Source organism: Pseudomonas sp. AF32 (genome assembly GCF_022342325.2).
Taxonomy (GTDB): domain Bacteria; phylum Pseudomonadota; class Gammaproteobacteria; order Pseudomonadales; family Pseudomonadaceae; genus Aquipseudomonas; species Aquipseudomonas uvaldensis.
This window is the reverse complement of record NZ_RQJK02000025.1, coordinates 11,773-38,163: the sequence shown is the minus strand read 5'-3', so window position 1 is coordinate 38,163 and position 26,391 is coordinate 11,773. Positions and strand designations below refer to the sequence as shown.

Here is a 26,391-nt window from a genome sequence, read left to right as displayed (position 1 = left end):
GGCCCCCCCTCAGTCTGTGTTCGTCAGCGCCGCTGTCGACGCGGGCTCAGGTGGAAGAGGGCGCCGATGAAACAGGCGCTCGAGCCACAAGTATATGACCGGTGTCGTGAACAGCGTCAGCGCCTGGCTCACCAGCAGGCCGCCGACCACCGCGATGCCCAGGGGCTGGCGCAACTCGGCTCCGGCGCCATAGCCGAGCATCAGTGGCAGGGCACCGAGCAGTGCGGCCAGCGTGGTCATGATGATCGGGCGGAACCGGGTCATGCCCGCCTGGAAAATGGCTTCCCGGGGCGTAAGTCCGCCGTTGCGCTGGGCGTCGAGGGCGAAGTCGATCATCAGAATGCCGTTCTTCTTGACGATCCCGATCAGCAGCACCAGCCCGATCAACGCCATGATGGAAAAGTCCTGGCCCAGCAGCCAGAGCATGATCAGTGCACCAAGGCCAGCCGAGGGCAGGGTGGAGATGATGGTCAGCGGATGCACGAAGCTCTCGTAGAGCACGCCCAGAATGATATACACCGCCACCAGCGCAGCGAGGATCAGCCATGGCTGGCTGGCCAGCGAGCTCTGGAAGGCCTGTGCCGCGCCTTGGAAATTGCCGGTGATGGCGGCGGGCATGCCGATTTCGTTCTTGGTCTGTTCGAGGATTCGTACCGCATCCCCCAATGCCACGCCGGGCGCCAGGTTGAACGAGAGGTTGGCGGCCGGGAACATCCCGTCATGGGCAATGGACAGCGGACCGTTGGTGGGCGCATCAAAGCGCGCCAGCGCCGAGAGCGGCACCATTTCTCCGCTCAGTGGCGAACGCAGGTAGAAGTACGCCAGGCTCTCGGCCTTGCCCCGTTGCCGGGTGTCCAGCTCCAGGATGACGTTGTATTGGTTGGTCTCGGTCTGGAACTCGTTGATCTGTCTCTGGCCGAACGCGTCGTACAGGGCCTGGTCGACATCGCTGGCGGTCAGGCCGAAGCGCGCCGCCGCGCTGCGGTCGATGTCGATATGAGTGATGCTGCCGCCCAGTTGCAGGTCGTTGGAGATGTCGCGCAATGCTGGGTTGGCGCGCAGTTTTTCGGTGAGTTTCTGTGTCCAGGCGGTGAGTGTCGGCCCATCGTTGCTCTTGAGCACGTATTGGTACTGGGCGCGGCTGGGCCCTGAGCTGAGGTTGATGTCTTGCCCGGCCCTGAGGTAGAGCACCACGCCAGGGATCTTCTGCAATTGAGGGCGAATCCGATCGATGAAGCCACTGGCCGACACATCGCGTTCGCTCCGGGGCTTGAGGGCGATCCAGAAGCGGCCGTTAGCGATGGTCTGGTTGTTGCCTGATACGCCTACGGAATGCGAGAACGTCTGCACCGCAGGGTCGGCGGCGACGATTTCGGCCAGGGCCTTGTGCTTGGCCACCATGTCGGGGAAGGACACATCGGCCGCCGCTTCGCTGGTGCCCAGCACCAGGCCGGTGTCCTGTACGGGGAAGAAGCCCTTGGGGATGAAAACGTAACCCGCCACGGCCAGCGCCAGCGTCAGGCCGAATACACCGATCATCAGGGACTGATGGGCCAATGCCCGGCGCAGGCCTCGTTCGTACCAGCCCAGCAGCCGTTCGCCGAATCCCGGCTGGCGGTGGGCATGGTGCACCGGGGCACGCATGAATAGAGCGGCCAGGGTGGGCGCCAGTGTGAGTGATACCACCACCGATATCAGGATGGTCGAGGTGGCGGTGAGGGCAAACTCCTTGAACAGGCGGCCGACCACGCCGCCCATGAACAGCAGTGGTATGAACGCGGCCACCAGCGAGAAGCTGATGGAAACCACCGTGAAGCCGATTTCCCCGGCGCCCTTGATGGCCGCCTCGCGCATGCCGTCGCCGGCTTCCAGGTGCCGGTGGATGTTCTCCACCACCACGATCGCATCGTCCACCACGAACCCTACCGAGATGACGATCGCCACCAGGGTCAGGTTGTTCAGGCTGAAGCCCATGATGTACATCAGGGCGAAACTGGCGGTCAGCGACACTCCCAGTACCGCCGAGACGATCAGAGTCGCCGAAAGCTGGCGCAGGAACAGCGCCATCACCGCCACCACCAGCAGCACTGCGATCAGCAGGGTGATTTCCACTTCGTGCAGCGAGGCGCGGATGGTCTGGGTCCGGTCGATCATCACCTTGACCTGGACAGCGGCGGGCAACATGGCTTCCAGGGTGGGCAAAGCTGCCTGGATACGGTCGACGGTCTCGACGATGTTCGCCCCCGGCTGCCGGAAGATCACCAGGTTGACGCCGGGCTCCTGGTCGGACCAGGCCTGGACGTAGGCGTTTTCCGAACCGTTGACGACATTGGCGATGTCCCTGAGGTGAACCGGTGCGCCGTTCTTGTAGGAGACGATCAGATCACCGTATTGCTCAGGCTGGAACAGCTGGTCGTTGGTGGACAGGGTGGAAATGCTGGATTCGCCGTAAAGCGCGCCCTTGGCGAGGTTGAGGCTGGCCTGCTGGAGTGTCACGCGGATGTCGGCCAGGGTCAGGCCGATGGCGGCGAGACGATCGGCGGACGCCTGGACCCGGATCGCGGGACGCTGCTGGCCGGTGATGTAGATCTGGCCCACGCCGTCGATCTGGCTGATCTGCCGGGCGAGCAGTGTTTCGACATAGTCGCTCAATTCCGTCCCGGGCATCAGGCTGGAACTGATGCTGAGGATGAGCACGGGGCTGTCGGCCGGGTTGACCTTGCGCCAGGTGGGCAGGTTCGGCATGTCATTGGGCAGTTTGCCGGCGGCGGTGTTGATGGCCGCCTGCACTTCCTGGGCGGCGGTGTCGATGCTTTTGTCGAGGCTGAATTGCAGGGTCAGGTTGGTCGAGCCCAGGGCACTGCTGGACGTCATCTGGGTGATGCCGGGGATGGCACTGAATTGGACTTCCAGCGGCGTCGCCACCGAGGACGCCATGGTTTCGGGGCTGGCGCCAGGCAACTGGGCGTTGACCTGGATCGTCGGGAATTCCGCCTCCGGCAACGGCGCGACGGGCAGGCGGGGAAAGGCGATGCACCCCAGCAGCACCAGGGCAAACGTCAACAGTACCGTGGCGACAGGATGATCGATGCACCATGCCGAGACCGAGCCACGGCCCTTCATGGCTGCGACTCCGATGTCCTGGCGAGCGCCGGCGGATTGCTGAGCACCTGGATGCTGGCTCCCGGCTTGAGCCGTGACTGCCCATCGCTCACCAACAGGTCACCGGCGTTGACCCCTTTGATGATGTGCATGTCGCTGTCCTGGTAGACCATCTCTACCGGTACGCTCTGCACCTTGTCGCCCTCGACCCGGTACACGAAATGCTGCTCCAGCCCACGCTGGACCACGGTGGGCGGTACCACCAGGGCATCTTTGTCGAGGGCGGTCTGGATCTTGAGCGTGACCAGTTGTCCGGGCCACAAACGTTGCCCGGCGTTGCTGAATTCGGCCTTGGCCCGCAGGGTGCCGGTATTGGCGTTGATCTGATTGTCGATGAGGCTCAGGCGCCCCTCGCCCAACAGTTCGCCCGGGTTGCCATCGGCACCGATATAAGCCTTGACCAGGGCTGGCTCAGGGGCGGCGATCAGCCGTTGCAACGTCGGCAGCATCTGTTGGGGCAAGGAGAATTCCACCGCGATCGGATCGATCTGGGTCACGGTGAACAGGCCTTCGGCATCACTGGTGCGCAGGAAATTGCCTTCGTCCACGTTGCGGATGCCGACGCGACCGGTCACCGGAGAGCGGATCCGGGTGTAGGACAACTGGACCTCGGCGGCATCGATGGACGCCTGGTTGCCTTGGGCGGTGGCCTTGAGCTGATTGACCAGGGCCTGTTGCTGGTCGTAGGTCTGCTTCGATACGCCGTCGTCGACGCTCAGCGCTTTGTAGCGCTTGAGATTGACCTGGGCCACCGCCAGCTGCGCCTGGCTTTCGCCGAGCTGGGCTCGGGCCTGATCGAGGCTGGCGCGGATGGAGCGGTCGTCGATGGTCGCCAGCAGGTCGCCCTTTTGAACCCGTTGCCCCTCCTTGACCAGCAAGCGGGTCAGGATGCCGTCGATTTGCGGACGGATCACCACGCTGTGCAGGGACAGCACCGTGCCGATGCCGCTGACGAAGCGGGGTACGTCCTTCTGCTCCACGCTGACCACACGCACCGGAACGGCGGCGGGAGCGCCCGGTCGGGTGGTGACGGGTTTCATGGCAAACCAGAGGACGAGGGTCGCCAGGGCGGCCAGCAGTGCGACAAGCAGGACGGTTTTTTTCTGAATGTGCATGAATAGGGGAAGCCGGTTCGGACGAAGGGATTTTTATGTTTCTTATATAGCGTTGCGAGACGGTCAGGAAGGTGACGGCTAACTGACGGGCGTGTCAGTTTTGTCCCTTAACATTGTCAGAGGAGTCGTCACGGAAGTCATCTACCCAATGCACCGTCGGAGTGGGCAGGTATACTGGCCCCTTTCGTGGCCCGCTTACCGGGCCCGGCTTGCATGCATTGCCCGGAGCTTTCGACATGACTTCCCCGACTTCTGCGCCCGCGGATGAACTTCCAAACGGTGACCAGGCTGCACGGCCGGCCGACACAGGAGAGGCCAAGGCGACAATCGCGCCGTTCAAATTCCCCTTCAAGCCCGGCGAACTGGCTGCTGCCAAAGGGACCGGGCAATTGCCGTGGTACAAGAACGGCGTGAAAGATGGCCATGCCAAGACCCCGGGCGCTGCACCTCCCGGCACACGTCGCTCCATGGGCAAGCGCTGAGCAGCTGCCCGCCAGGGGCGCGGGCTGAATATTTCAACCCGTGACCCGCGCCCCGGTCAGACTGCCGCTCAACTCATACGCTGTCAGCTCGGCCTGATGCGCCGTCAGGATCTCCGGCAGCGAGCCTCGCAGATATTCCACCCAAGTCTTGATCTTCGCATCCAGGTACTGGCGCGAAGGGTAGATGGCGTAGAGGTTCAGTTCCTGGGAACGGTAATTGGGCATCACCCGCACCAAGGTGCCGTTGCGCAGGCCTTCGATGGCTGCGTAGACCGGCAGCACCCCTACGCCCATTCCGCTGGTGATGGCGGTTTTCATGGCGTCGGCGGAGTTCACCAGGAACGGCGACTGGTTGATCGTGACCATCTCCTGGCCTTCCGGGCCATCGAACACCCATTTCTCCAGCGGGATGACCGGGCTGACCAGGCGCAGGCAGGCGTGATTGAGCAACTCGCCGGGCTTCTGCGGGCAGCCGTTGGCTTTCACATAGGCGGGTGAGGCACACACGATGCTGTAGGTGATGCCCAGGCGTTGGGAGACGAAGCCTGAATCCGGCAGTTCACTGGCCAGCACGATGGAGACGTCGTAACCCTCGTCGAGGATGTCCGGCACCCGGTTGGCCAGGGTCAGGTCGAAGGTCACGTCCGGATGGGTCTTTCGATAACGGGCGATGGCGTCGATGACGAAATGCTGGCCGATGCCGGTCATGGTGTGGACCTTCAACTGTCCGGCCGGGCGAGCATGGGCATCGCTGGCCTCGGCTTCGGCCTCTTCGACGTAGGCCAGGATCTGCTCGCAGCGCAGCAGATAGCGCTTGCCGGCTTCGGTCAGGGCGATACGACGGGTGGTGCGGTTGAGCAGGCGGGTTTGCAGATGGGCTTCCAGGTTGGAAACCGCACGCGAGACGTTGGCTGTGGTGGTGTCGAGTTGCACGGCGGCGGCGGTGAAACTGCCGGCTTCGGCAACACAGCAGAACGCACGCATGTTTTGCAAAGTGTCCATGAACGGTTCTCTTGAGAGGTGGCAAATTGTGACACGAAGTTACAGCGCTACGGGACCCCGACTTATGGATTATCGCGTTAACGGTAACAAAGAATCGCAGAAAGGTCGGCTTATCGCTGGTGGGCCTCGTACCTAGAATTGCCGCCATTGCAGTCGTGACCTGTCTAGCGCTGACTTTTGTGGGAGCGAGCAGGATTGCGATGGCGTCAGCACAGCCGACAACGCCGACAACTGATCCACCGCCATCGCGAGCAGGCTCGCTCCCACAGGATTGTGTTAACAGGCAAGCACACTCATCACCTCTCCATGCCCACCTCAGGAAATTGTCGCAAGTGCCGCGTTGCATCAGCAGAGAGCTGAAGACTCTCAGTGTTTGGGTTTTGACGTCAGCCATCAGCGGTTGCATCGGGACAGGAGGGATTGCGCCGCAAGGCAAGGCGTTGCCGGCCAATCAGCTGGCCACTGACGCCGCGATCCGCGAGGCTGCCTACGACGCCCACTGGCCCATCCGTCAATGGTGGACAACCTATGGCGATCCGCAACTGGATCGTTGGATCGACCTGGCCGTGCAAGACAGCCCGACCCTCGCCATGGCGGCAGCCCGGGTGCGTCAGGCCAAGGCCCTGGCCGGCGTGGCGGAGGCGGCCGAGTCGTTGCAGGTCAACGCTGACGCGACCCTCAGGCGTCACAACTGGCCCACCGATCAGTTCTATGGCCCCGGCGAGCTGGCTAACACCACCACGTGGGACAACAACGCGGGCCTGGGCCTGAGCTATGCCCTGGATCTCTGGGGCCGCGAACGCAACGCCAGTGAGCGGGCAGTGGATATGGCGCACATGAGCGTGGCCGAAGGGCGCCAGGCGCAGCTGGAGTTGCAGAACAACATCGTGCAGACCTACATCCGGTTTTCGCTGCACTATGCCCAGCGCGATATCGTCGCGGCGACGCTGCGTCAGCAGGAGCAGATTCTCGACCTGGCGCAAAAGCGCCTGGACGGTGGCATCGGCACTCACTTCGAGGTCAGCCAGGCCCAGGCGCCACTGCCTGAAACCCATCGCCAACTCGACGCCCTCGACGAAGCCATTGCCTTGAGCCGCAATCAGCTGGCGGCGCTGGCAGGCAAGGGACCGGGGGAGGGGGCGCGGTTGCAACGACCGACCCTGGCTCTCGGCGCACCGTTGAAGTTGCCCTCGGCATTGCCCGCCGAACTGCTTGGCCAGCGTCCGGACGTGGTTGCCGGCCGTTGGCAAGTGGCAGCCCAGGCCCGGAGTATCGATGTGGCGCGTGCCGGTTTCTATCCCAACGTCGATCTGCTGGGCAGCATCGGCTATATGGCGACCGGCGGTGGCGCGCTGGAGTTTCTGACTGGCAAGAAGCTTACCCACAGCGTCGGACCGGCGATCTCATTGCCGATTTTCGACGGTGGCCGCCTGCGTTCGCAGTTGGGTGAAGCGGCGGCCGGTTATGACGTCGCGGTCGCGCATTACAACCAGACCCTGGTGAATGCGCTCAAGAGCATCTCGGATCAATTGATCCGTCGCCAATCCATGGATAAGCAACAGGCCTTCGCCGCCGAATCGGTGGCCGCCGCACAGCGTACGTACGACATTGCATTAGTGGCCTTCCAGCGAGGATTGACGGACTACCTCAACGTACTCAACGCCCAGAGTCTGTTGTTCAAACAGCAACAAGTGCAGCAGCAGGTCGAGGCGGCGCGCCTGAGTGTCCATGCCGACCTCGTGACGGCGCTGGGTGGCGGACTGGAGGCGGGCGGTGACGTGCCGGCGACCGCTGCGACGCGCCCGGCCAACGTCCCGGCCATCCTGTCTGCCCTTGATCATTGAGTCTGCGCCGATGACGTTCTTGCTTGCTCCCTGGCGCTGGCTGTACCGCCTCGAATGGCGCCGCGGTTTTTTCGACTGGCTCCGCAGCGATGGCGTGACGTGGGTCTACATGTTCAAGGTCCTGTCAGCCGCCTTCCTGACGCTGTGGCTGGCGATGCGTCTGGAACTGCCGCAACCGCGCACGGCCATGATCACCGTGTTCATTGTCATGCAGCCCCAGAGCGGCCAGGTGTTCGCCAAAAGTTTCTACCGCTTCCTCGGGACCCTGGCCGGTTCGGCGGTGATGGTGGCGTTGATCGCATTGTTTGCTCAGAACACAGAATGGTTTCTGGGGTGCCTGACGATCTGGGTCGGTTTCTGTACGGCGGGCGCGACACGTTCGCGCAACTTCAAGGCGTACGGTTTCGTACTGGCCGGCTACACCGCAGCGATGATCGGCCTGCCAGCGCTGGCCCATCCGGAAGGTGCCTTCATGGCGGCGGTCTGGCGAGTGCTGGAAATTTCCCTGGGCATTCTCTGCTCTACCCTGGTCAGCGCCGCGATCCTGCCGCAAACCGCCAGTGCCGCGATGCGCAACGCCCTGTACCAGCGCTTCGGGGTGTTCGCCCTGTTCGTCACCGACGGGTTGCGTGGACGAAGCCGGCGGGAGGCGTTCGAGGCCGGCAACGTGCGCTTTATCGCCGAGGCGGTGGGGCTGGAAAGCCTGCGCAGCGTCACCGTGTTCGAAGACCCGCACATGCGTCGGCGCAACGGTCGGCTCAGTCGCCTGAACAGCGAATTCATGGGCATCACCACGCGCTTCAATGCCTTGCACCAGTTGCTTGAACGTCTGCGCAGTAGCGCGGCGGACCACGTCGTCAACGCCATCAAACCCGGTTTGTACACCTTGGCCGAGTTGCTCGACGGTTTCAGTAGCCGGGGGCTGACCGACGCCGATGCGGCGCGCCTGGCGGTGGCGCTGGCCGAGTTCAAAGTCGAGCTGCCGGCCCAGGTGCGGCGACTGCGGACGTTGTTCCAGGACACTCAACCCAGCGACGCGCAACAGCTGGATTTCCACACCGCCTACGAATTGCTTTATCGCTTTGTCGACGACCTGCACGGCTACGCACTGACCCACGCCTCGTTGGCCGAGCACCGCCACGAACGGGAGCGCTGGGACGAACCCTTCGTGCCGCAGACCAATTGGCTGGCAGCCTTGGCATCGGGCTTTCGCGCCGCGTTCATTCTGCTGGTGCTGGGCAGTTACTGGGTCGCCACGGCGTGGCCGAGCGGCGCGACCATGACCATGATTGCCGCGGCCACGGTGGGCTTGTCGGCGGCCACGCCGAACCCCAAGCGCATGGCGTTCCAAATGGCGTGTGGCACCTTGTTCGGCGCGCTGGTCGGTTTCGTCGAGATGTTTTTCATCTTCCCGCTGATCGACGGCTTTCCCTTGCTTTGTGTGATGCTGGCGCCCGTGATCATGTTTGGCTCGTTTCTCAGCTCGCGGCCGCAGTACGCCGGGGTCGGGCTGGGGTTGCTGATTTTTTTCTGCACCGGCTCGGTGCCGGACAACCTGACGGTGTACAACCCCTACACCTTCATCAACGATTACCTCGCGATGATTCTCGGCATGCTGGTGTGTGCCGCCGCCGGAGCGATCATCCTGCCGCCCAACAGCCGCTGGCTGTGGCGCCGGCTCGAACAGGATCTGCGCGAGCAGGTGGTGTTCGCCATCAGCGGCAGGCTCAAGGGGCTGGCATCGGGCTTCGAAAGCCGCACCCGGGATCTGTTGCACCAAGCCTATGGACTGGCCGCCGGGCAGCCCCAGGTACAGCGGGACTTGCTGCGCTGGATGCTGGTGGTGCTGGAGGTCGGGCACGCGATCATCGAATTACGCAAGGAGCAAGCGATCCTGCCGGTGCATCCGGCCTATGCCGAAAGCCAGCCGTGGCGCCAGGCGATCCGCGTGATGGGGCGGTCGCTGGTGCGGCTGTTCCGCCAGCCTGGACAGCACAACCTGGAGCGTGCCCTGGTGGCCGTGGACCAGGCCATCGGCCGCGTCCAGGCGACCGATGAACCCTTCGCCCCGCACTTCGACACGTCGGCCCTGCGCCGGGTGAAGAGTTACCTGCATTTCATCCGCACCTCGTTGCTTGACCCGCAATCGCCATTCGCTGCCCCAGGACCCTGAACATGCCCCGTGAAATCGCCTTCCATGGCGTGTACATGCCCACCATGACCCTGATGTTTTTCATCGCTGCCGCGTTGGCCTGGGCCTTGGACCGCTTCCTCGCAGGGTGGGATCTGTACCGCTTCTTCTGGCACCCGGCGCTGCTGCGCCTGAGTCTGTTTACCTGCCTGTTCGGCGCACTGGCGCTGACGGTTTACCGTTGAGATCGATGCGATGAAAAAGTTTTTCAGCCTGCTGGCGACGTTGTTGGTGCTGGCGCTTGCGTTGTGGATCGGCCGTACCCTGTGGGTTCATTACATGAATACTCCCTGGACCCGCGATGGCCGGGTGCGGGCCGACATCATCAACGTGGCGGCCGACGTCAGCGGTGAGGTGGTGGAGGTGCCCGTGCGTGACAACCAGATGGTCAAGAAAGGCGATCTGCTGATGCGCATCGACGCCGAGCACTACCGCATCGCCGTCAAGCAGGCCCGTTCCCTGGTGGCATCGCGCAAGGCTACCTGGGAGATGCGCAAGCTCAACGCCCATCGCCGCGCGGATCTGGACAGCCTGGTGATCTCCCGGGAAAACCGCGACGACGCCAGCAACATCGCCGATTCGGCCCTGGCCGACTACCAGCACGCCCAGGCACAACTGGAGGCGGCCGAATTGAACCTGTCGCGCACCGAAGTCCGTGCAGCGGTGGACGGTTATGTCACCAACCTCAACGTGCACCGGGGCGACTATGCCCGTATTGGCGAGGCGAAGATGGCCGTGGTGGATATGCATTCGTTCTGGGTCTATGGCTTCTTTGAAGAGACCAAGCTGCCCAAGGTCCGGATCGGCGATCCGGCCCAATTGCAGTTGATGAGCGGCGAGGTGCTCAAGGGGCATGTGGAAAGCATCTCCCGTGGTATCTACGACCGTGACAACCCGGCAAGCCGCGAACTGGTGGCCGACGTCAACCCGACCTTCAACTGGGTCCGCCTGGCCCAGCGCGTGCCGGTGCGCATCCATCTGGATGAAGTGCCGGAGGGTGTGCTGCTGGCGGCGGGGATGACGTGTACGGTGGTGGTGGAAAACCAGGCTGGGCGCTGACCTGTGGGATGACCATACCCTTCACATCCATCGCCAATCCCCTGTGGGAGCGAGCCTGCTCGCGATAGCGGTGGTTCAGCTTGCATCGATGTTGACTATGCCCCCGTCATCGCGAGCAGGCTCGCTCCCACAGGGATTTGTGTGTATGTGGATTTGTGGCATGCCACGAAACCTGTGGGAGCCGAGCTTGCTCGCGATGGCGTTGGTTCAGCTTGCATTGATTGTTGGATGTGCCGCCGTCATCGCGAGCAAGCCTGCTCCCGCTGGGTGGCGCAGCCGCCCCAAAAAATTGCCCGGAGTTAAAGCGAGCCCCCCAGCCCGAACCGCTTCATCAGACCCTTTTCCAACAGCCCCTTGGGCAGCCAGCTGGCCATCAGTGGCAGGGTCCGGCTGCCGTTGCCCAGGCGCAGCAGGCGCGGTGGCCTGGGTTGTTGGATGGCTTTGAGCAGGCCGGCGGCAAAGTCGCTGGCCGGGGTGGGGTTGTCCTGGGACGCCCTAGCCCGGGCGCGGATGCCGTCGCGCAGGGGCCACCAGGGCGACTGTTCGCCGATCAATTGTTCGGCTTCATGGCCGGCATTTTTTGCGAAGCTGGAGGCGATGGCGCCGGGTTGAACCTCCATCACCCGGATGCCGAACGGCGCCAGTTCCATGCGCAGTGCATCGCTCAAGGCATGCACCGCGGCCTTGGAGGCGCAATAGGCGCCGGCGAACGGTGTGACCAGCACACCGGAAACACTGCCGATATTCACCACCAGCCCTCTGGCCCGGCGTAGCACCGGGAACAGCGCACGGGTCACTCCGACAACGGCGAACACGTTCGTTTCGAACTGGCGCTGCATGGCCGGTACGCCGCCGTCCAGCAGCGGGCCCATGGCGCCGTAGCCGGCATTGTTGACCAGCACATCGAGGCCGCCGTGTTGCTGGTTGATCCGTTCGCTCAATTGTTCCAGGGCCGGGCCGTCGTTCACGTCCAACTGTACGGCGGTGAACCCGGCGGCGCTGAGCACCGCGACGTCCTCGGCCTTGCGGGCACTGGCCCAGACCTGGTAGCCGGCGGCCTTCAACGCGTCGGCGAGGGCGCGGCCGATGCCGCTGGAACAACCGGTAATCAACGCAACGGGCATGGCGCTTTCCTTGTGCAAAAAGTGAGAGACGTCAGTCGGAGAAACTACCGTGCAACCGCTCTGCGCGAAACTCCAGGGTTTGCGGGCGGTAGCCGGGACGCAGGGGTGGCAGGGGCAGGCAATCCTGCCATTGGGCGCCGGCCTGCAACTGGCCGGGGCCACGATAGCGCGGTGCGTTGTAGGGGGTGTCGGCCAGGTTGATGGTGTCACCGGGCGCGTAGGCCGCGACCCGCCAGCTCAGGTCGACCAGCGGCACATCGTTTGTGTTGTTCAGGTTCAGCAGCAGCGGTCGGTCGGCGGGGCAGTGCTCGGGAGCATAGGTCATGCGCAGTTCCAGGCGCGCCAGTTGCCGGGTCTCGCGGTTTTCCTGCCAGATCACCCATGCGGCCACCAGCCCCAGCCCGACGAACGCCGCCATTGACACCGGCAGCGCCTTGGCCGGGTAGCGCAGCAGCAGAATCAGCCAGGTGATGACCAGCAAGACGCCGATAAGCATGTTCGAAGCCTCCGATACCGTCGCCACATCCTACCGAAGGGCGAGGTCCATGGATATTCTCGTCGATCCTGCTCCGTCGGTCGTCACTGTTATATCTGACAGTAGGCATCGGTGTCCGCCCCTTGTTAGATGTCGCTGAGACGGAGGCGACGCGATGATCAAGAGAGCCGGATGATGAGCATGGAGCACGCTACCCCGAGGCTGATGGTCGTCGATCCACGGTACCTGCCGGTCCGCTCGGTCGATTATTGCCGCATCGGGAGTGGCCCCACCCAGCGGCGGATCAATCGCAGCCTTTTCGATACGGCGGGACGGGCCGTCAAACAATGGGATCCGCGCTTGTGGCCCCTGCACCAGGACGATGAGTCTGTCCCCGCCAACCTTTCGACGGTGTATTCGCTGTCCGATGCCAGGCTTTTTACCCTCAGTGTCGACGCTGGCCGCCGGATCGATCTGCCAGGGCTCGCCGGTGAAGGCTTGCGCAGTTGGGACGGCCGCGGAACGAAAAGGGAAGCGGCCTATGATGACTCGCTCCGTCCTGTAGCGGTGTTCGAACAGGGCGCCGGGCAGCCGTTCCGGTGTGTGGAGCGCATGACGTACGGTTACCCGGGCCAGGGCAACAGCGACCATAACCAGTACGGTCAGTTGATCCGGCACGATGATCCGGCGGGCAGCGTGCTGTTGAGCTCCTTTGCCCTCGCGGGACAAAACCTCGAGCTGGACCGGCGCTTCGTCCTTGACGCGGCCCTGCCCGACTGGCCGGCGGAGGAAGCTGATCGGGAGTCTTTGCTCGAGCCGGGCGAGGGGGCTCGCTCGACCTGGCGCCGGGGTCCGCAAGGCGATCTGTTGGAGCAGATCGATGCCCGGGGCAATCGGCTACGCCAGGCCCTGACACTCGATGGCAGGTTGGCAAGCAGTCAGTTGTTGCTGCAGGGCCAGAGTCAGTGGCAGCCGCTGGTGAGTGATATCGGTTACAACGCCGAGGGCCAGGTCGAACGGGAAATGGCTGGCAATGGTGTACAGACCACGCTCACCTACAGTCCCGAGGACGGTCGATTGATGCAGCGCCTTGCCCGTCGTGGGGGACAAGTGCTGCAGCATCTGGTTTATGCCTACGATCCCGTGGGCAACGTCCTGGGGATTGAGGACAAAGCGCTGCCGGTACGTTACTTCGCCAACCAGCGGATCGAGCCTATCAGTCGTTTTACCTACGACACGCTCTATCAATTGACCGAGGCCACCGGCTGGGAAGCGGGCAGTGCGAACCAGGGCCCCGAGTCGGTTGGCCGTAATGATCCGTCAGCGGTCAGCAACTATCGGCAGACCTATCGCTACGATGACAGCGGCAATCTGCTGGAACTGACCCACGTCGGTGCACAGAATCATGGGCATCGAATGAAGGCGGCCCGCTACAGCAATCGTTGCCTGTCGTACCGTGACGATGTGCCGCCGACGGAGGAAGAAATCGACGCGGCGTTCGATGCGCGGGGTAATCGCCTGGAGCTGGAGGGTGGACGATTGCTGGCCTGGGACCTGCGCAACCAGTTGGGCTCGGTCACCCCGGTCGAGCGCGCCTCGGGGCTCAACGACGGTGAAACTTACGTCTACGCTGGCGACGGCCAACGCGCACGCAAGCTTCGCACGCTGCAAACCAGAACCCGGACCCTGGCGACCGAGGTGCGTTATTTGCCGGGGCTGGAGCTGCGCGCCGACAGTGGCAGCGGTGAGTCATTGCAGGTCATCACAGCCCAAGGTGGGCTCAACAGCGTTCGGGTATTGCACTGGGAAAGCACACCCCCTTCGGGTGTAAACGATCAGTATCGATACAGTTTTTCCGATCATTTGGGCTCGGTCGGCCTGGAGTTGGATCACGACGGACGGATCATCAGCCAGGAACATTTCTATCCCTTTGGCGAGACTGCCTACCTGGTGGGGGACGATATGATCGAGGTCAGCTACAAGACGGTCCGTTACTCGGGTAAGGAACGGGACGCGACGGGCCTTTATTACTATGGACTTCGCTATTACATGCCGTGGTTGCAGCGCTGGGTGAATCCAGACCCGGCGGGCGAGGTGGATGGCCTGAATATCTATGCGATGGTGGGAAATAATCCTGCGACGTTCCTTGATTGGGATGGCGGTACCAAAGGCCAGCTAAATGGCGGGGGCGTCGCAGAGAATGAGAAGATTTCGATAAAAGAGAGAGCGGCTATGTTCGGTGCGGCAAGGGCTGAGCGCACCGAGCGTCGAGCGGCCGAAAAGCCTGATGTTATTGCTTTCCCTTCGTCTGGAAAATCGGTACAGGGGCCGCCGCCCATATTCGGCAATCATTTGCTGGATCAGGTCAAGGCAACAAAACCGGCAAGCAATACTGCCGCCGAAACTCAAAAAGTCGAACGCAGAGGAACCGGGATCAACGAAATTTCAACCAGCGACGTCTCGATCAGTTTCAAGGACGTGACGATCACTCGGAACCGAATGGAAGTCGCCGTGCAACGACTGACGGTTACGTTCCACCGGGCATTCGATTTAGTCGAAGGAAAAAGCGTGCCCCAATGGCCATCGGGCTACGAATTGCTTCCAAGTCAGGATTGGGCGAATGAGGAGGGGATCAAGGAGTACGAGAAATTTCACGTGCTCGAAGGTACAGAGCGTGAGGGCGCGGTTGCCTTGATCAAGACGAAAAGCCCGCAAGCGCTGAAAGTCGGCCTGGGGACCCCGACCTTCGCCTATGACCGTGATGCAAGGATTATCACCCTGAAAGATGGGCATCATCGCTTCATTGCCGCGGCCAGGCTCGGTCGTACGATCGAACTGGACAGTTCGCGTGTACCGACCTCCAATCTGAGGTGGAAGGGCTTGAAGTACAGCGTAAAGAAACCTGTGAAAGTCTGATCACAAAAAAATCCAACCCACTGCGGATAGGGACGCCGTGGGTTGGATGAGGACTGCCGTCTTCTGTCGAAGTTACTGCGCGATGGTTTTCACCGACACGCCGCGTTCGATCGGGGTGGAGCGACCGTAGATGTCTTCGAAGCGCTCGATGTCGTCCTCGCCCAGGTAGCTGCCGGACTGCACTTCGATGATTTCCAACGGGATCTTGCCTGGGTTGCGCAGACGGTGAACCGACGCGATCGGGATGTAGGTCGACTGGTTCTCGGTGAGCAGGAACACGTTTTCGTCACAGGTGACTTCGGCGGTGCCGCTGACCACGATCCAGTGTTCGGCGCGGTGGTGGTGCATCTGCAACGACAGGCACGCGCCCGGCTTGACCGAGATGTGCTTGACCTGGAAGCGCCCGCCCATGTCCACCGAGTCGTAGGAACCCCACGGACGGTAGACTTCGCAGTGGTTCTGGGTTTCGTTGCGACCCTGTGCGTTGAGGGTGTTGACCAGTTGCTTGACGCCTTGGACCTTGTCCTTGTGGGCGATCATCATGGCGTCCTTGGTTTCGACCACCACGATGTTTTCCAGGCCGATCACCGACACCAGCTTGCCGTTGCCGTGGATCATGCAGTTGCGGCTGTCCTGGATCACCACATCGCCCTTGGTGACGTTGCCGTTGGGGTCTTTTGCGTTGACTTCCCACAGCGACGCCCAGCAGCCGACATCACTCCAGCCAGCCGACAGCGGTACGACGCAGGCGCGCTGGGTTTTTTCCATCACCGCGTAGTCGATGGAGTTGTCCGGGCAGCAGGCGAAAGTGGCTTCGTCCAGGGTGATGGTGTCCGGCGTCTGTTCACTGCGCTCCAGGGTCAGCAGGCAGGTGTCATAGATGTCCGGATCGTGTTTCTTGAGCTCTTCGAGGAAGCGGCTGGCGCGGAACAGGAACATGCCGCTGTTCCAGAAATAGCCGCCCGCTTCGAGGTATTCCGCGGCGCGCTTGGCGTCGGGTTTTTCGACGAAGTGCGAAACGCGGCTCACGCCTTCCGGCAGCAATGCATCGTTGGTCGACTTGATGTAGCCGTAGCCGGTTTCCGGCTTGGTGGGCGGTACGCCGAACAGCACCATTTCGCCACGCTCGGCGGCCACGGTGGCCAGGGCCAGGGCACGTTGCAGGGCTTTCTGGTCTTCGATGACGTGGTCGGCAGGCAGCACCAGCATCAGTTCATCGCGACCTTCATTGACCAGCATCATCGCGGTCAGCGCCACGGCCGGCGCGGTGTTGCGCCCGAACGGTTCCATCAGGATGCGCTGGGCTTCCAGGTTGCGGCTGCTCAACTGCTCGTTGACGATGAAACGGTGGTCTTTGTTGCAGACCACGATGGGCGTATCCATGCCTTCGAACACCAGGCGTTCGATGGTCTGCTGGAACAAGGTGTGTTCCCCGGTCAGGGCCAGGAACTGTTTAGGGAATTGCTTGCGCGAAAGCGGCCAAAGACGTGAGCCGCTACCACCTGACAAGATCACCGGAATCATGTGTGTTACTCCTTTGAAGCGAAATGGTTATAGAGCTACTGCGTTCTGTCGTTTCACTCTTGTTTTTATTCCGTGCCCGAATGACGCCTCGGATCTGTGTGGGAGCAGGCTTGCTCCCACAGGTACAGCGTCAGTCGAGCGAATCCATCAGCGGGTTGAAACTGGACGCTTTACCCAGACCGGCGACAAGCTGCTTCCGGAGCCGGTGACGTACAGCACGGCAGCTTCGCCGCGCTCCAGGGCCACGGGCTTGAGATCGCCGACTTTCTTGTCGCCTTCGAACAGCGCCAGGCTGACTTTCACCGGGTTGATTTCACGTTCGCCACGGCCTTTGGCCGCTACGTTCGGCACCACTTCGGTCTTGCCGTCGGCAGTCTTGAGGGTCAGGGCCTTGTCGGTGAGGTTCTGCACGCGCACCAGGGACTTCTGCTTGTTCTTGAACGGCGGTTCTTCGATCAGTTGAGGTTGGCCGCTGGCGTTGTTGACCAGGGTGTAATAGTGATCGGGGGCCAGCTTCACCGGCACGGTCTGGCTGCCGACCTTGGCGCTGTAGTCGCCACCGGGCATGAAGCTGAAGTCAGTGCTGGCCAGCGGTGCCACGTCGTTGAGGTTGGTGCTGCCGACGGTGGCGCTGACTTCGGCATTGCTGGCGTTGTAGATGCGCACGAAGCTCGAACCTTTTGGCGCGACCGGGCCGTACAAGGCCGAGTCCCCGGCGAAGGCGGACAGTGAAAGGGCGCTCATGCTGGCGACCAGGGCAACGGCCTTGAAGGAGCGAGCAGCGAGACGACGAGGAGTAGTGTTGAAAGTCATGGTGGACCTCTCTTTCAGTTTTGCGCCCGGTCGGGCGTCTCGGATGGGGTGTTGGCGGCTACGTTCTGTTGACGTGCACCGGCCTGTTTGAGCTCTGCCACCCACTGTGGGTCGGCGTCGCCGATTTCGTTGTTCACGGGCAGATAACGTTCAGGAAACTCCCAGATCAGCACTTGTGGCGGGCTGTTCTTGAAAGCGTCGCTCTTGAGGTAGCTGAGCATCGGCAGAATCGGGCCATGGCCATCTTCGGCGTAGTTCACGACATCGCTGTGCAGGGCTTGCTTGAGCGCACCGACGAAGTTCCAGGTGGGGTTGGCGCTGTAGCTGGTGCCGATCAGGGCTACGGGCACTTGGGCATCGGCAAACAAGGCGTCGTCGCCGGCTGGTTTGTCGTCGGCTTCGCGGGTGTTGCGCTTGACCAGTGGCTCCTGGGCCGGCATCAGGTTTTCAAACAGCGGATCCAGGGGCAGGAACTGTCGCAGGTCACCCTTGTGGATGATTTTTTCCGCCGGCTCGGTGACGAAACGTTGCGGCTCACCGTTGAGCGGGGCGCGCTCGGCGATGGCCTTGGCCAAGTGCTCGGCGGCGACCTGTGCACCTTCCGGGGTCCAGTGGGTGTCGGTGCGCAGGAACACTTGCTGACCGCTTTGCTTGGCCTGTTGCAGCGGGCCGAGCAGGTCGGGTGCCAGGATCTTGTCCGCCGCCACGCGGGCATGGAAATCCTGGTAGAGGTTGGCGTGAATACGCGATGGCTTCACTTCACCCAGATGCTCGGGGTACAGGCGCGCCTTGGCCGGCACGATGGCCATGACCAGGGTAATGCCTTGCTCCTTGAGCTTCTGGCGCACGCCTTCGACCAGCGCGTAGTTGCCTTGCAGGTTCAGCTCTTCATTGACGATCGGGTTGAACTCTTCGTCGCTGTACAGCCATTGGTCGCGGCCCAGGACCACGCCTTTGCGGCCTTCATTGAACAGCTTGTAGTCCAGCGCCGCCCAGATGTTGGTGCCCAGGCGCTTGATCGGGAACTCGTCATCGTAGTGAGTTTCCACGGCCTTGGCCCAACGTCCGTTGAGCACGGTGGCGTCGGGATTGGTACTGAAGCCGAAGAAACTGCGCATCGACCACAGGCCCAGGACCGTCAGGATCAGCAGGAACAGCGCGATGTAAAGGATGCGTAATGAACGGGTCATGTTCGGATCCCTCAGAACTGGAAGTAAAGGAACGGCGAGAAACTTTGCGCCGAGAGTTTGAGAATCGAGGCGATGAACAGCAGCAGCACCAGGGCGCGCATCACGTAGCGTGACCAGTCCACTGTCCAGTAGGCCGGTTGCACTTGGGCTTCGACGCCCACGGTGTAGCCCGGTTCGTGGATCTTCGCTGGGTCCTCGCCCGGAACGGCCTTGATCATCCCGGGTTGTGCGGTTGCCGGGCCGTCGGCCTGGGTGTTCACTTCAGGCTTGGTCTTGACCGGCGGACGGTTGGTGTAGAAGTCGCGCAGGCCGAAGAAGGCGAGGGTGACGTAGGCCACTACCAGCGTGGCGATCTGCAGGCCGGTGAGGTTGGCGCGGGTCAGCTCAGACAGCGACCAGTCGCTGAAGCTGAACATGGCGCTGTACATGCGACCGGCCACGTGCAGGTTCTCGGCACGGAAGATTACCCAGCCCATTACCACCAGCAGGAAGGTCAGTGCCCAGCGGATCGGGTTGATGGTGCGTGGCGTGGTGTTGATGCCCACGGCCTTTTCGATGGCCAGCCAGATGCCGTGCCAGGCACCCCAGATCACGTAGGTGAAGTTCGCGCCGTGCCACAGACCACCGAGCAGCATGGTCAGGAACAGGTTGCGATAGGTCATCAGCGTGCCTTTGCGGTTACCGCCCAGGGTGATGTAGAGGTAGTCACGCAGCCAGGTGGACAGGCTGATGTGCCAGCGGCGCCAGAACTCGGTGATCGACTGGCTGATGTAGGGCTGCTTGAAGTTTTCCATGAAGCGGAAACCCATCATCAGGCCCAGGCCGATGGCCATGTCGCTGTAGCCGGAGAAGTCGAAGTACAGCTGCGCGGTATAGGCCAGGGCGCCGAGCCAGGCATCGCCGGTGGTGGGGTTCTGCAAGGCGAAGCAATGGTCGGCCACTACCGCCAGGGTGTCGGCGATGAACACTTTCTTGATGAAGCCCTGCATGAAGCGCGTGCAGCCTTCGGAGAACTTGTCCAGGGTGTGCGTGCGGTTGTTGAACTGGTCGGCCAGATCGCGGAAACGCAGCACGGGCCCGGCGATCAGGTGCGGGAAAATCGCCACGAACGCCGCAAAGTCGATCAGGTTGCGGGTAGCTGGGGTGTCGCCGCGATAGACGTCGATGATGTAGCTGATGGACTCGAAGATGTAGAACGAGATTCCGATCGGCAACAGCACATGGGTCAGGATGAACGGTTCGAGACCGAAGCTGGTCATGATCGCGTTGAGGCTGTCCACCCCGAAATTGGCGTACTTGAAGTAGCCCAGGATGCACAGGTCCACGCCTACGCCAAGCAACAGCCAGCGCTGGGCCGGTTTGGTACGCACGCCGGCGGCGCCGACTTTCAGGCCGATCCAGTAGTTCCACAGGGTCACGGCGGCGAACAGCGCCAGGAAGTCCACGCGCCACCAGGCATAGAACACGTAGCTGGCGATCAGCAGCAGCAGGTTGCGATAGCGTTGCCCGCTCAAGTAGTACAAGCCGAGAAAGATCGGCAAGAACAGGAACAGGAACACATTGGATGAAAATACCATCCCGATCTCTCCATGTTGAATCAACATTCAAGGGCCGGAGCCCCCCCAAACCCCCCCATCCAAACCGGGGGGCAATACACAGTTCACGCCTGACACTGACCCTGTAGGAGCGGGCTTGCTCGCGAATGCGGTCGATCAGTCGGCATCATTGTTGAATGTCAGACCGAATTCGCGAGCAAGCCCGCTCCCACAAAGGGATCGTGTTGGCCTACGAGCCTTTGCGTTTCTCATTCGCCGGGTCATACACCCGGGTCAAGTCCCCGCCGAGGCGGAAGGTCTTGAACGGTTGCATTTCATGCTTGCGCTCCAGCACATCCTCGGAACAGCTGTAGAGGCTGCAGAACGGTTCGAGCCAGGCGAATTTCGAGTCGATCTTCAGGTCCTTCATGTCCTGTTCTTCACCGTTCTTCTCTTCGAAGATGTCCGGGTCTTTCACACCGGCCAGCACCCGCTCGCCCAGACGCTTGAGGGCCGCGTTGTTTTCCTGGCGCAGGTCCACGCCATTGACCTGGGCGAAACTGGCAATCATCGCCAGCGGCGGCAGGGCGTAGTTGTGGTAGGACAAGGCCCGTTGCTTGCGCTTGAGTTCGTTGGGCAGGAAGCCTTCGGCATCGACCTGGTTGACGCCGACCTTGTATTCCTTGACGGCCCAATCGAACAGGTCGCGGCGGTTGGTCGCCACGGCGGTAGCCATGACTGACCAGGCGGCCCAGTAGGAGTGGTTGTTGGTCTGCTCCAGCGGCAGGTTGTCCCAATCGCTGACCACTTGGTCGGCCATCCGGCTGAACCAGTTTTCGATCAGTTGCGCCTGTTCCTGGTGGTTGGCCAGTGGGCGGGACTCGGAGAACTTCAGGCGCACATAGGCCGAAGCCATGCTGCCCAGGGCCCATTTGCGCATGGACTTGCCGGTATGGTTGAAGTCCTTGGACATCAGCGCGTCGGCCTGTGCCCAGGCGGTCAGCCAGTTCAGCGTGCACTCCAGTTGCTCGGGGCGACCGTCGCGCATGAACTGCATGACTTGCTTGCTGACGCCGCGCTCGATCTTGGTGATGTCGGCGGTACTGTCGCGGAAGGCTTTTTCCGATTGCACGTTCAGGGTCGCCCGGGCCTTGTCGGAACCCTCGTACTTGCTGCGAAATTGCAGCGCGCCGGTGTAGGGCGTCGGCGTGGCATCGCAGCCTTGTGCGGCATCGCCCTCCTTGACCTTTTCGATGGGCGCGAAGTAGCCCTGTGGTGGACGCAACGGAGCCGCGGCCTGCGTGGCCCCGGCGAACATCGCCAGGGTCAGCAGGGACGGCGCCAGCAGCGCTTTAAAGGTTCTGGGTCGCATGTTTCTGGTCATAAAGCGAGACCTCATTGTCCGATTTGAGCCGTTTGTTCGGCTTGCGGAGAGACATTGCGTTTGCAGACTTTCGCTTCGATTTGCTGTGGCGCTGCACCGGCTTCGGGACCCTGGACTTCAACGGCCAGCAGGTTCTGCGAAGCCCAGTCCTCATCGGTGCGCAACTGGAAGGCGAAACGCCCGTCGGTTTCCGAGGTGTTCGGTTTCTCGATCTTGATGTCCTCGTGGCGCCCATTCATGTACCAGAGGGTGGCTTGCAACGTTTTCACCGACGTATCGGCGAAACGGATATCGACCTGGTGGCTGCCGTTACGCAGATCCATGTTCTTGCTGTTGACCATCAATTCGTTCTTGCCGGGCTTGAGGGCTGTCTTGCTGCTCATGACGGCCGGCTTGCCTTCGCAACCGTTGTTGTCCAGCAACGCAAACATCTGGCGGTAGATGGTTTCCTGGTCCAGGCGATACAGCGGCGAGAATTCCCAGATCAGGATCTTCGGCGGGTTCTTCTGGAACTCTTCGCTGCCCAGGTACTGGATCATCGCGCCCTCGAAACCGCCGCCGGGGAAGGCCACGTTGAGGATGTCGGCACCGATGGCCTCTTCCAGGAAACCGGCGAAGTTGTAGTTCTTGCCGCTGTGGCTGGTACCCACGAGCGTGATCTGCGGGTTGCCGGAATCACCGAACAGGTCGCCGTCGCCGGCCTCGCCCTTGGGCTCGGTGGTGAACTGGTCCATGTACTGGATGGCGTAGCTGGTGCCACACAGTTGCCCGGCCATGTTGTGCAGGGTGCCGGTCTTGCCCATGCGGCCGGACTTCTTGGTCTCGAATTCACGCTTGGGAATGTCGGCGAAGGCCGGGATCTGCTTGACCTTCTCGGCAACGATTTTCGCCGTGCGCTGGGCGCCATACGGGGTCCAGTGCTGGTCGCCACGGAAGTAGAAGTCGTGGGCCGGCAGGGTTTCGGGCAGGTTTTCGTTGGTCAATGGCGACAGGTCCGGCACCACATAACCCATCTGTGCGAAACGACCGAGCATGGTCTTGTAGTTGGTCAGGGCCTTTTCGTAGTTGAAGTTGGCTTTGTCCTGCGGGTTGAGCTTGTTGCGGTTCACCAGGCCACGGGTCGGCTGGTAGACGATCACCAATTCGACGCCTTTTTTCTTGAAGGCGTCGTGCAGCTGTTGCATGCGCTGGTAGCCCACCGGGGTGGTGGTGAATTCGGTGCGCAGGTCTTCCTGGGTACGGAACAGCCAATCGCCCTGGGCCTGAATCAGCGTGGTGAAGTTTTGCTGATAGCGCGTGGTGTAGTTCTTCGCGTCGTGAGCGGCGGGGCACAGGTTGCAGCAAGGTTCGGCGGTGAAAGTCGGCGCCTTGATTTCGTCGGCGCGCGCACCACTGGTGGCGGCAAGGATGCCGGCCGTGAGGGCAGACAGGCCCAGAAGTTTGATCATCTGTGGGTTCATAAAGGTCATCCTCAGTCCCGCATTTCGGTCTGGCGTTCGACAGGGTCGATCAGTACGGCTTTCTGCTGGCGCACCAGCAGGTCAAGAATTTCATCCTGGCGCTCACCCAGAATCCCCGTGAAGCTGATGCCGCTGGATTTGGTCGGCGCGAGCATCGACACGCGATACAGCTCGACGCTCAGGGGGGAGTCGATGGACAGCGGGCCACTGCCGTTGCCGGCCAGTTCGCCACCGACCACGATCAGCGACACCTCGGCGTCGAATGGGTCGAGCTTGATGTCCCGGTCGGTGTTGGACAGGTCCTTGATGTGGCCGTAGAGACCGGTCAGGCCGTTGGCCATGGACAGGTTTTCATACAGGCGGATGTTCACGCTGTTACGGATCCGAATGCCGTGGCGCTGGTTGCTGATGACCTTGTTGCCCCACAACAGGTTGTCGGCACTCTCGTAAAGCGTGATGCCGTCGGTGTGGTTCTTGTAGATCTCGTTGTAGGCGATCAGGTTGTTCACGCTGTTACGGTCGATCACTACGCCCGAGAGCTTGTTGTCGTAGCTGCGGTTGTTGATGATGAAGCTGTCGTTGACTTCACGGGAAATAATGATCCCGTGCTTCTTCTTGGTCCCGTAGACGGTGTTGTCGGCAATGATCAGCCGATGGGAACGGTCGTGCGGGTCAATGCCGTAGACGATGTTGTCCTTGTACGTGTTGCCCTTGATGACGAAGTCCCGCGTCTCATAGCAGTAGAAGCCGTACCACATGTCCGAGAACTCGGAACCGATGATCCAGCCGGTCGGTTCCGGGCGCTTGAGGACCTTGGCCATGTTGGGCGTGTACTGGGAAATACTCACCCCGTACGACTTACTGTTGGCGTAGCCGAAGCTGGCCATCTTGGTATTGACGATGTAAGTCTCGGTGCCGCCCCACGACAGCAGGAACGGACGGAACTCCTTGGGCGAGCGGAACGTGGCAGGGCCATTTTCCTTTTCACGCCAACCGGTGACCTTGGTGTCGCGGATGAACATCTGGCCATCGTTGACCAGGAACGCGCCGCCCTCCTGGGACAGGCGCAGTTCCTGGGTCTGTTTGTCGATCTCCAGGATGCCTTTCTGGCCGACCACGATCGGGATCTTCGCCAGGTAGACACCCGGCGAAGTCTCGATGACGTACTTGGGCACCTTCTTGCCCAGGTCCTTGAGGTTCATGTAACCATCGTCGAGGAAGATGGCCTGTGGGATACCGTGCTGGCGCACGACCCACTCGGCCATCTTGTTGTCCCCGCCGATGAAGTCCTTCAAGGCATTTTCCTGCATCATCCGGCGCACGCTGATCTTGCCGGTCTTGGTCCGCACGATCTTGGCCGCGACCGCTTCGGCGGTGTAGCCCTTGAGGTCCGGCAAGGTCGGCGCGGCCAGCTCCAGCGGGGCGGTCGGCGCACTGCTGACGGTGTAGGTCTTGGCCCGTTGCAGTTCCTTGACCACGTTGCCCGGCTTGACCGCCGGTTCAACGTTGGCGAACGCCGGCGAGCCGGCCAGCAGCATCGCTGCGACCAACAGGCTGATCGAACCTTTCATCGCCTGGCTGTTCCTGAGGTAGCGGTTCATATCGGGCACTCCCATGGTCATTCGCATCAGAAGCGCCAGATCACGTCGACAAAGGCGCGATGCATGTACGAATCGACCTCTTTGCCGTAGGCGTCGCCTGGCTTGAACACGCCGCCACGCAGGCGCACCAGCGCCGACGGCTCATCGATGGACTGGCTCAGCGCGGCTGGCAACAGCCCTTGCTTGAAGTACTTGGTGACCACCAGGTCGACTTCCTGGCCCAGGTCCTTGTCGCCATCGCGCAGCGGCAGCGTGGAGGTGGACAGGATGGCGCCGGTCACGTCGTCGGTGTTGTTTTCAACGGCATTGATGCCGTTGCTGCCCACCGGCTTGTTGCCGTCCACGCGCCAGAACTTGTGGTACACCAGGCTGGCGTCGTATTCGTCACGCAGTTGCCAGGAACCGAACAGGCTGGCGCTCTGGGTGTTGGCCATTTCGCCACGGAACGCTTCGCCGAAACGGTGCACCCGCGAACGGGTACCGGTGAAGTTCGAGCGGTTGCTTTGCAGGCCGTTCTGTTGGTATTCGTCGCTGGCGCGGGCATAGGCCGCACCGACTTGCCATTGCGGATCCAGGCGCAGGCGGATACCCAGGTCGGTGGCCCAACCGCTCAGGTCTTCGCTGCGCTTGGCCTGCGCAGGGCGGGTACCGTCGGCGTTAAGCGGGTTGACGGTGTCGCGATCGCCGGTCATGCCGGTGATGCTTGCCCAGTAGTTGACGGTGTTGGTGTTGCGCCAGTTGTAGGCGTCGCTGTTGGCTTCCAGGCCCAGCCAGGAAATGTCACCGTTCTGGGTCTTGTCCAGGGTGTCGGTGGGTTCGCCCGGTGTCGGGTAGTCGAGGCTGCCGTTGTCGTGGGTGTGGTGGGCACGGATACCGGCCCATTGGCCTGGCATCCACTGGTACGCCACGTCACCGTAGACGTGCAGACGGTCCTTGTCCTTGGGGGACAATTCCTTGAGGTCGGTGCGGTATTCGCTGAAGCGTTCGGCGACGCCGACGTTGGCCCGCAGCAATGTGGTGTCGAAGGTCCAGTTCAAGGCTTCGATGTTGGTATCGCGCCATTGGCCGTCGTCGTTGCGCAGGCGCTGGCGACCGAACTTCAAGAGCTCGCCCGGATACTGGGTCAACCCGCTGTAGCCAATCCAGAACTCGCGCATGGCCAGGTAGCTTTTCTTGGCTTCGCGATCACCGCTGTCGGTCTGCTCGGTGGCGCCATCGGACTGTTGCAGCGTGTCGGTCTCGATGATGTCGGTGGAGGTCACGGCCTGGGCCATGGCGTAGGCGCTCCAGTCGCCGCTTTCGCCATAGACCCATGGGCGCAGGTCCAGGCCCACGCCGTTGACGTCGCCGCCGCTCTGGGTGCCCAGGTCACGGTCGTCTTCGGATTGGCCGGTGATCTTCACCTCCAGGCCGAAGTTCTTGGTTTCGGTCAGGGCCGCCAGGGTCGGGCAGGACCACAGCAGGGCACAGGTCAGGCCAATTCCGGCCTGCACAAAAGGATTGAGCTTCAAAGG

General features: G+C 62.0%; 19 protein-coding genes. 6 read left to right on the top strand and 13 right to left on the bottom strand.

Features of this window, described 5'->3' with window-relative positions; all coding sequences use genetic code 11:
• Window positions 1–9: 9 nt before the first annotated feature.
• Together EGM97_RS21410 and EGM97_RS21405 are read right to left on the bottom strand one after the other, a co-directional pair.
• A complete protein-coding gene (locus EGM97_RS21410) occupies window positions 10–3,123 on the bottom strand; it encodes a multidrug efflux RND transporter permease subunit (protein ID WP_238962627.1) in 3,114 nt (1,037 codons plus the stop codon).
• On the bottom strand, window positions 3,120–4,277 hold the full coding sequence (locus EGM97_RS21405) for an efflux RND transporter periplasmic adaptor subunit (protein ID WP_238962626.1): 1,158 nt from the start codon (window positions 4,275–4,277) through the stop codon (window positions 3,120–3,122). Before EGM97_RS21405 ends, EGM97_RS21410 begins: the two co-directional genes overlap by 4 nt.
• A gap of 236 nt (window positions 4,278–4,513) precedes the next feature.
• On the opposite strand from EGM97_RS21405, the gene EGM97_RS21400 reads away from it, so the two are divergent.
• On the top strand, window positions 4,514–4,759 hold the full coding sequence (locus EGM97_RS21400) for a hypothetical protein (RefSeq protein WP_238962625.1): 246 nt from the start codon (window positions 4,514–4,516) through the stop codon (window positions 4,757–4,759).
• A 33-nt stretch (window positions 4,760–4,792) separates the two neighbouring features.
• Here EGM97_RS21400 and EGM97_RS21395 read toward each other — a convergent pair whose 3' ends face one another.
• Window positions 4,793–5,761, bottom strand: a complete 969-nt coding sequence (locus tag EGM97_RS21395; RefSeq protein ID WP_053146646.1) for a LysR family transcriptional regulator — start codon at window positions 5,759–5,761, stop codon at window positions 4,793–4,795.
• 332 nt (window positions 5,762–6,093) lie between these two features.
• Between EGM97_RS21395 and EGM97_RS21390 the strand changes: the two genes are divergently transcribed.
• From EGM97_RS21390 to EGM97_RS21375, 4 genes are read left to right on the top strand one after another with little or no spacing between them, the layout of a single operon-like run.
• On the top strand, window positions 6,094–7,605 hold the full coding sequence (locus EGM97_RS21390; RefSeq protein ID WP_238962624.1) for an efflux transporter outer membrane subunit: 1,512 nt from the start codon (window positions 6,094–6,096) through the stop codon (window positions 7,603–7,605).
• A 10-nt stretch (window positions 7,606–7,615) separates the two neighbouring features.
• Window positions 7,616–9,778: an FUSC family protein gene (locus EGM97_RS21385; RefSeq protein ID WP_238962623.1), complete on the top strand. Its 2,163-nt coding sequence runs from the start codon at window positions 7,616–7,618 to the stop codon at window positions 9,776–9,778.
• 2 nt (window positions 9,779–9,780) lie between these two features.
• Complete coding sequence (locus EGM97_RS21380; RefSeq protein WP_238962622.1) at window positions 9,781–9,981, top strand: DUF1656 domain-containing protein; 201 nt, start codon at window positions 9,781–9,783, stop codon at window positions 9,979–9,981.
• A 10-nt stretch (window positions 9,982–9,991) separates the two neighbouring features.
• Window positions 9,992–10,855: an efflux RND transporter periplasmic adaptor subunit gene (locus tag EGM97_RS21375; protein WP_238962621.1), complete on the top strand. Its 864-nt coding sequence runs from the start codon at window positions 9,992–9,994 to the stop codon at window positions 10,853–10,855.
• Between the two features lie 299 nt (window positions 10,856–11,154).
• Here the strand turns inward: EGM97_RS21375 and EGM97_RS21370 are convergent, their stop codons facing one another.
• On the bottom strand, window positions 11,155–11,979 hold the full coding sequence (locus EGM97_RS21370; protein WP_238962620.1) for an SDR family oxidoreductase: 825 nt from the start codon (window positions 11,977–11,979) through the stop codon (window positions 11,155–11,157).
• A 31-nt stretch (window positions 11,980–12,010) separates the two neighbouring features.
• Window positions 12,011–12,475 (bottom strand): multidrug transporter, encoded by a 465-nt coding sequence (locus EGM97_RS21365; RefSeq protein WP_238962619.1) that lies wholly within the window; start codon window positions 12,473–12,475, stop codon window positions 12,011–12,013.
• A gap of 174 nt (window positions 12,476–12,649) precedes the next feature.
• Between EGM97_RS21365 and EGM97_RS21360 the strand changes: the two genes are divergently transcribed.
• A complete protein-coding gene (locus EGM97_RS21360) occupies window positions 12,650–15,370 on the top strand; it encodes an RHS repeat domain-containing protein (RefSeq protein ID WP_238962647.1) in 2,721 nt (906 codons plus the stop codon).
• A 72-nt stretch (window positions 15,371–15,442) separates the two neighbouring features.
• Here EGM97_RS21360 and EGM97_RS21355 read toward each other — a convergent pair whose 3' ends face one another.
• From EGM97_RS21355 to EGM97_RS21320, 8 genes are all read right to left on the bottom strand, one after another.
• Window positions 15,443–16,894 (bottom strand): mannose-1-phosphate guanylyltransferase/mannose-6-phosphate isomerase, encoded by a 1,452-nt coding sequence (locus EGM97_RS21355; RefSeq protein ID WP_053146658.1) that lies wholly within the window; start codon window positions 16,892–16,894, stop codon window positions 15,443–15,445.
• 147 nt (window positions 16,895–17,041) lie between these two features.
• The gene (locus EGM97_RS21350; protein ID WP_053146660.1) at window positions 17,042–17,707 is read right to left on the bottom strand and encodes an alginate O-acetyltransferase AlgF; all 666 of its coding nucleotides are present in this window, start codon (window positions 17,705–17,707) and stop codon (window positions 17,042–17,044) included.
• Between the two features lie 14 nt (window positions 17,708–17,721).
• Window positions 17,722–18,897 carry an alginate O-acetyltransferase gene (locus EGM97_RS21345; RefSeq protein ID WP_238962618.1) on the bottom strand — a complete coding sequence of 392 codons (1,176 nt, stop codon included), beginning with the start codon at window positions 18,895–18,897 and terminating at the stop codon, window positions 17,722–17,724.
• A gap of 11 nt (window positions 18,898–18,908) precedes the next feature.
• The gene (locus tag EGM97_RS21340; RefSeq protein ID WP_238962617.1) at window positions 18,909–20,474 is read right to left on the bottom strand and encodes an MBOAT family O-acyltransferase; all 1,566 of its coding nucleotides are present in this window, start codon (window positions 20,472–20,474) and stop codon (window positions 18,909–18,911) included.
• A gap of 208 nt (window positions 20,475–20,682) precedes the next feature.
• Window positions 20,683–21,816 carry a mannuronate-specific alginate lyase gene (locus tag EGM97_RS21335; RefSeq protein WP_275300626.1) on the bottom strand — a complete coding sequence of 378 codons (1,134 nt, stop codon included), beginning with the start codon at window positions 21,814–21,816 and terminating at the stop codon, window positions 20,683–20,685.
• An 11-nt stretch (window positions 21,817–21,827) separates the two neighbouring features.
• Complete coding sequence (locus EGM97_RS21330) at window positions 21,828–23,276, bottom strand: alginate O-acetyltransferase (protein ID WP_238962616.1); 1,449 nt, start codon at window positions 23,274–23,276, stop codon at window positions 21,828–21,830.
• 11 nt (window positions 23,277–23,287) lie between these two features.
• Window positions 23,288–24,877, bottom strand: a complete 1,590-nt coding sequence (algG, locus tag EGM97_RS21325; RefSeq protein ID WP_238962615.1) for a mannuronan 5-epimerase AlgG — start codon at window positions 24,875–24,877, stop codon at window positions 23,288–23,290.
• Between the two features lie 26 nt (window positions 24,878–24,903).
• On the bottom strand, window positions 24,904–26,388 hold the full coding sequence (locus EGM97_RS21320) for an alginate export family protein (protein ID WP_238962645.1): 1,485 nt from the start codon (window positions 26,386–26,388) through the stop codon (window positions 24,904–24,906).
• Between the last annotated feature and the right edge of the window lie 3 nt (window positions 26,389–26,391).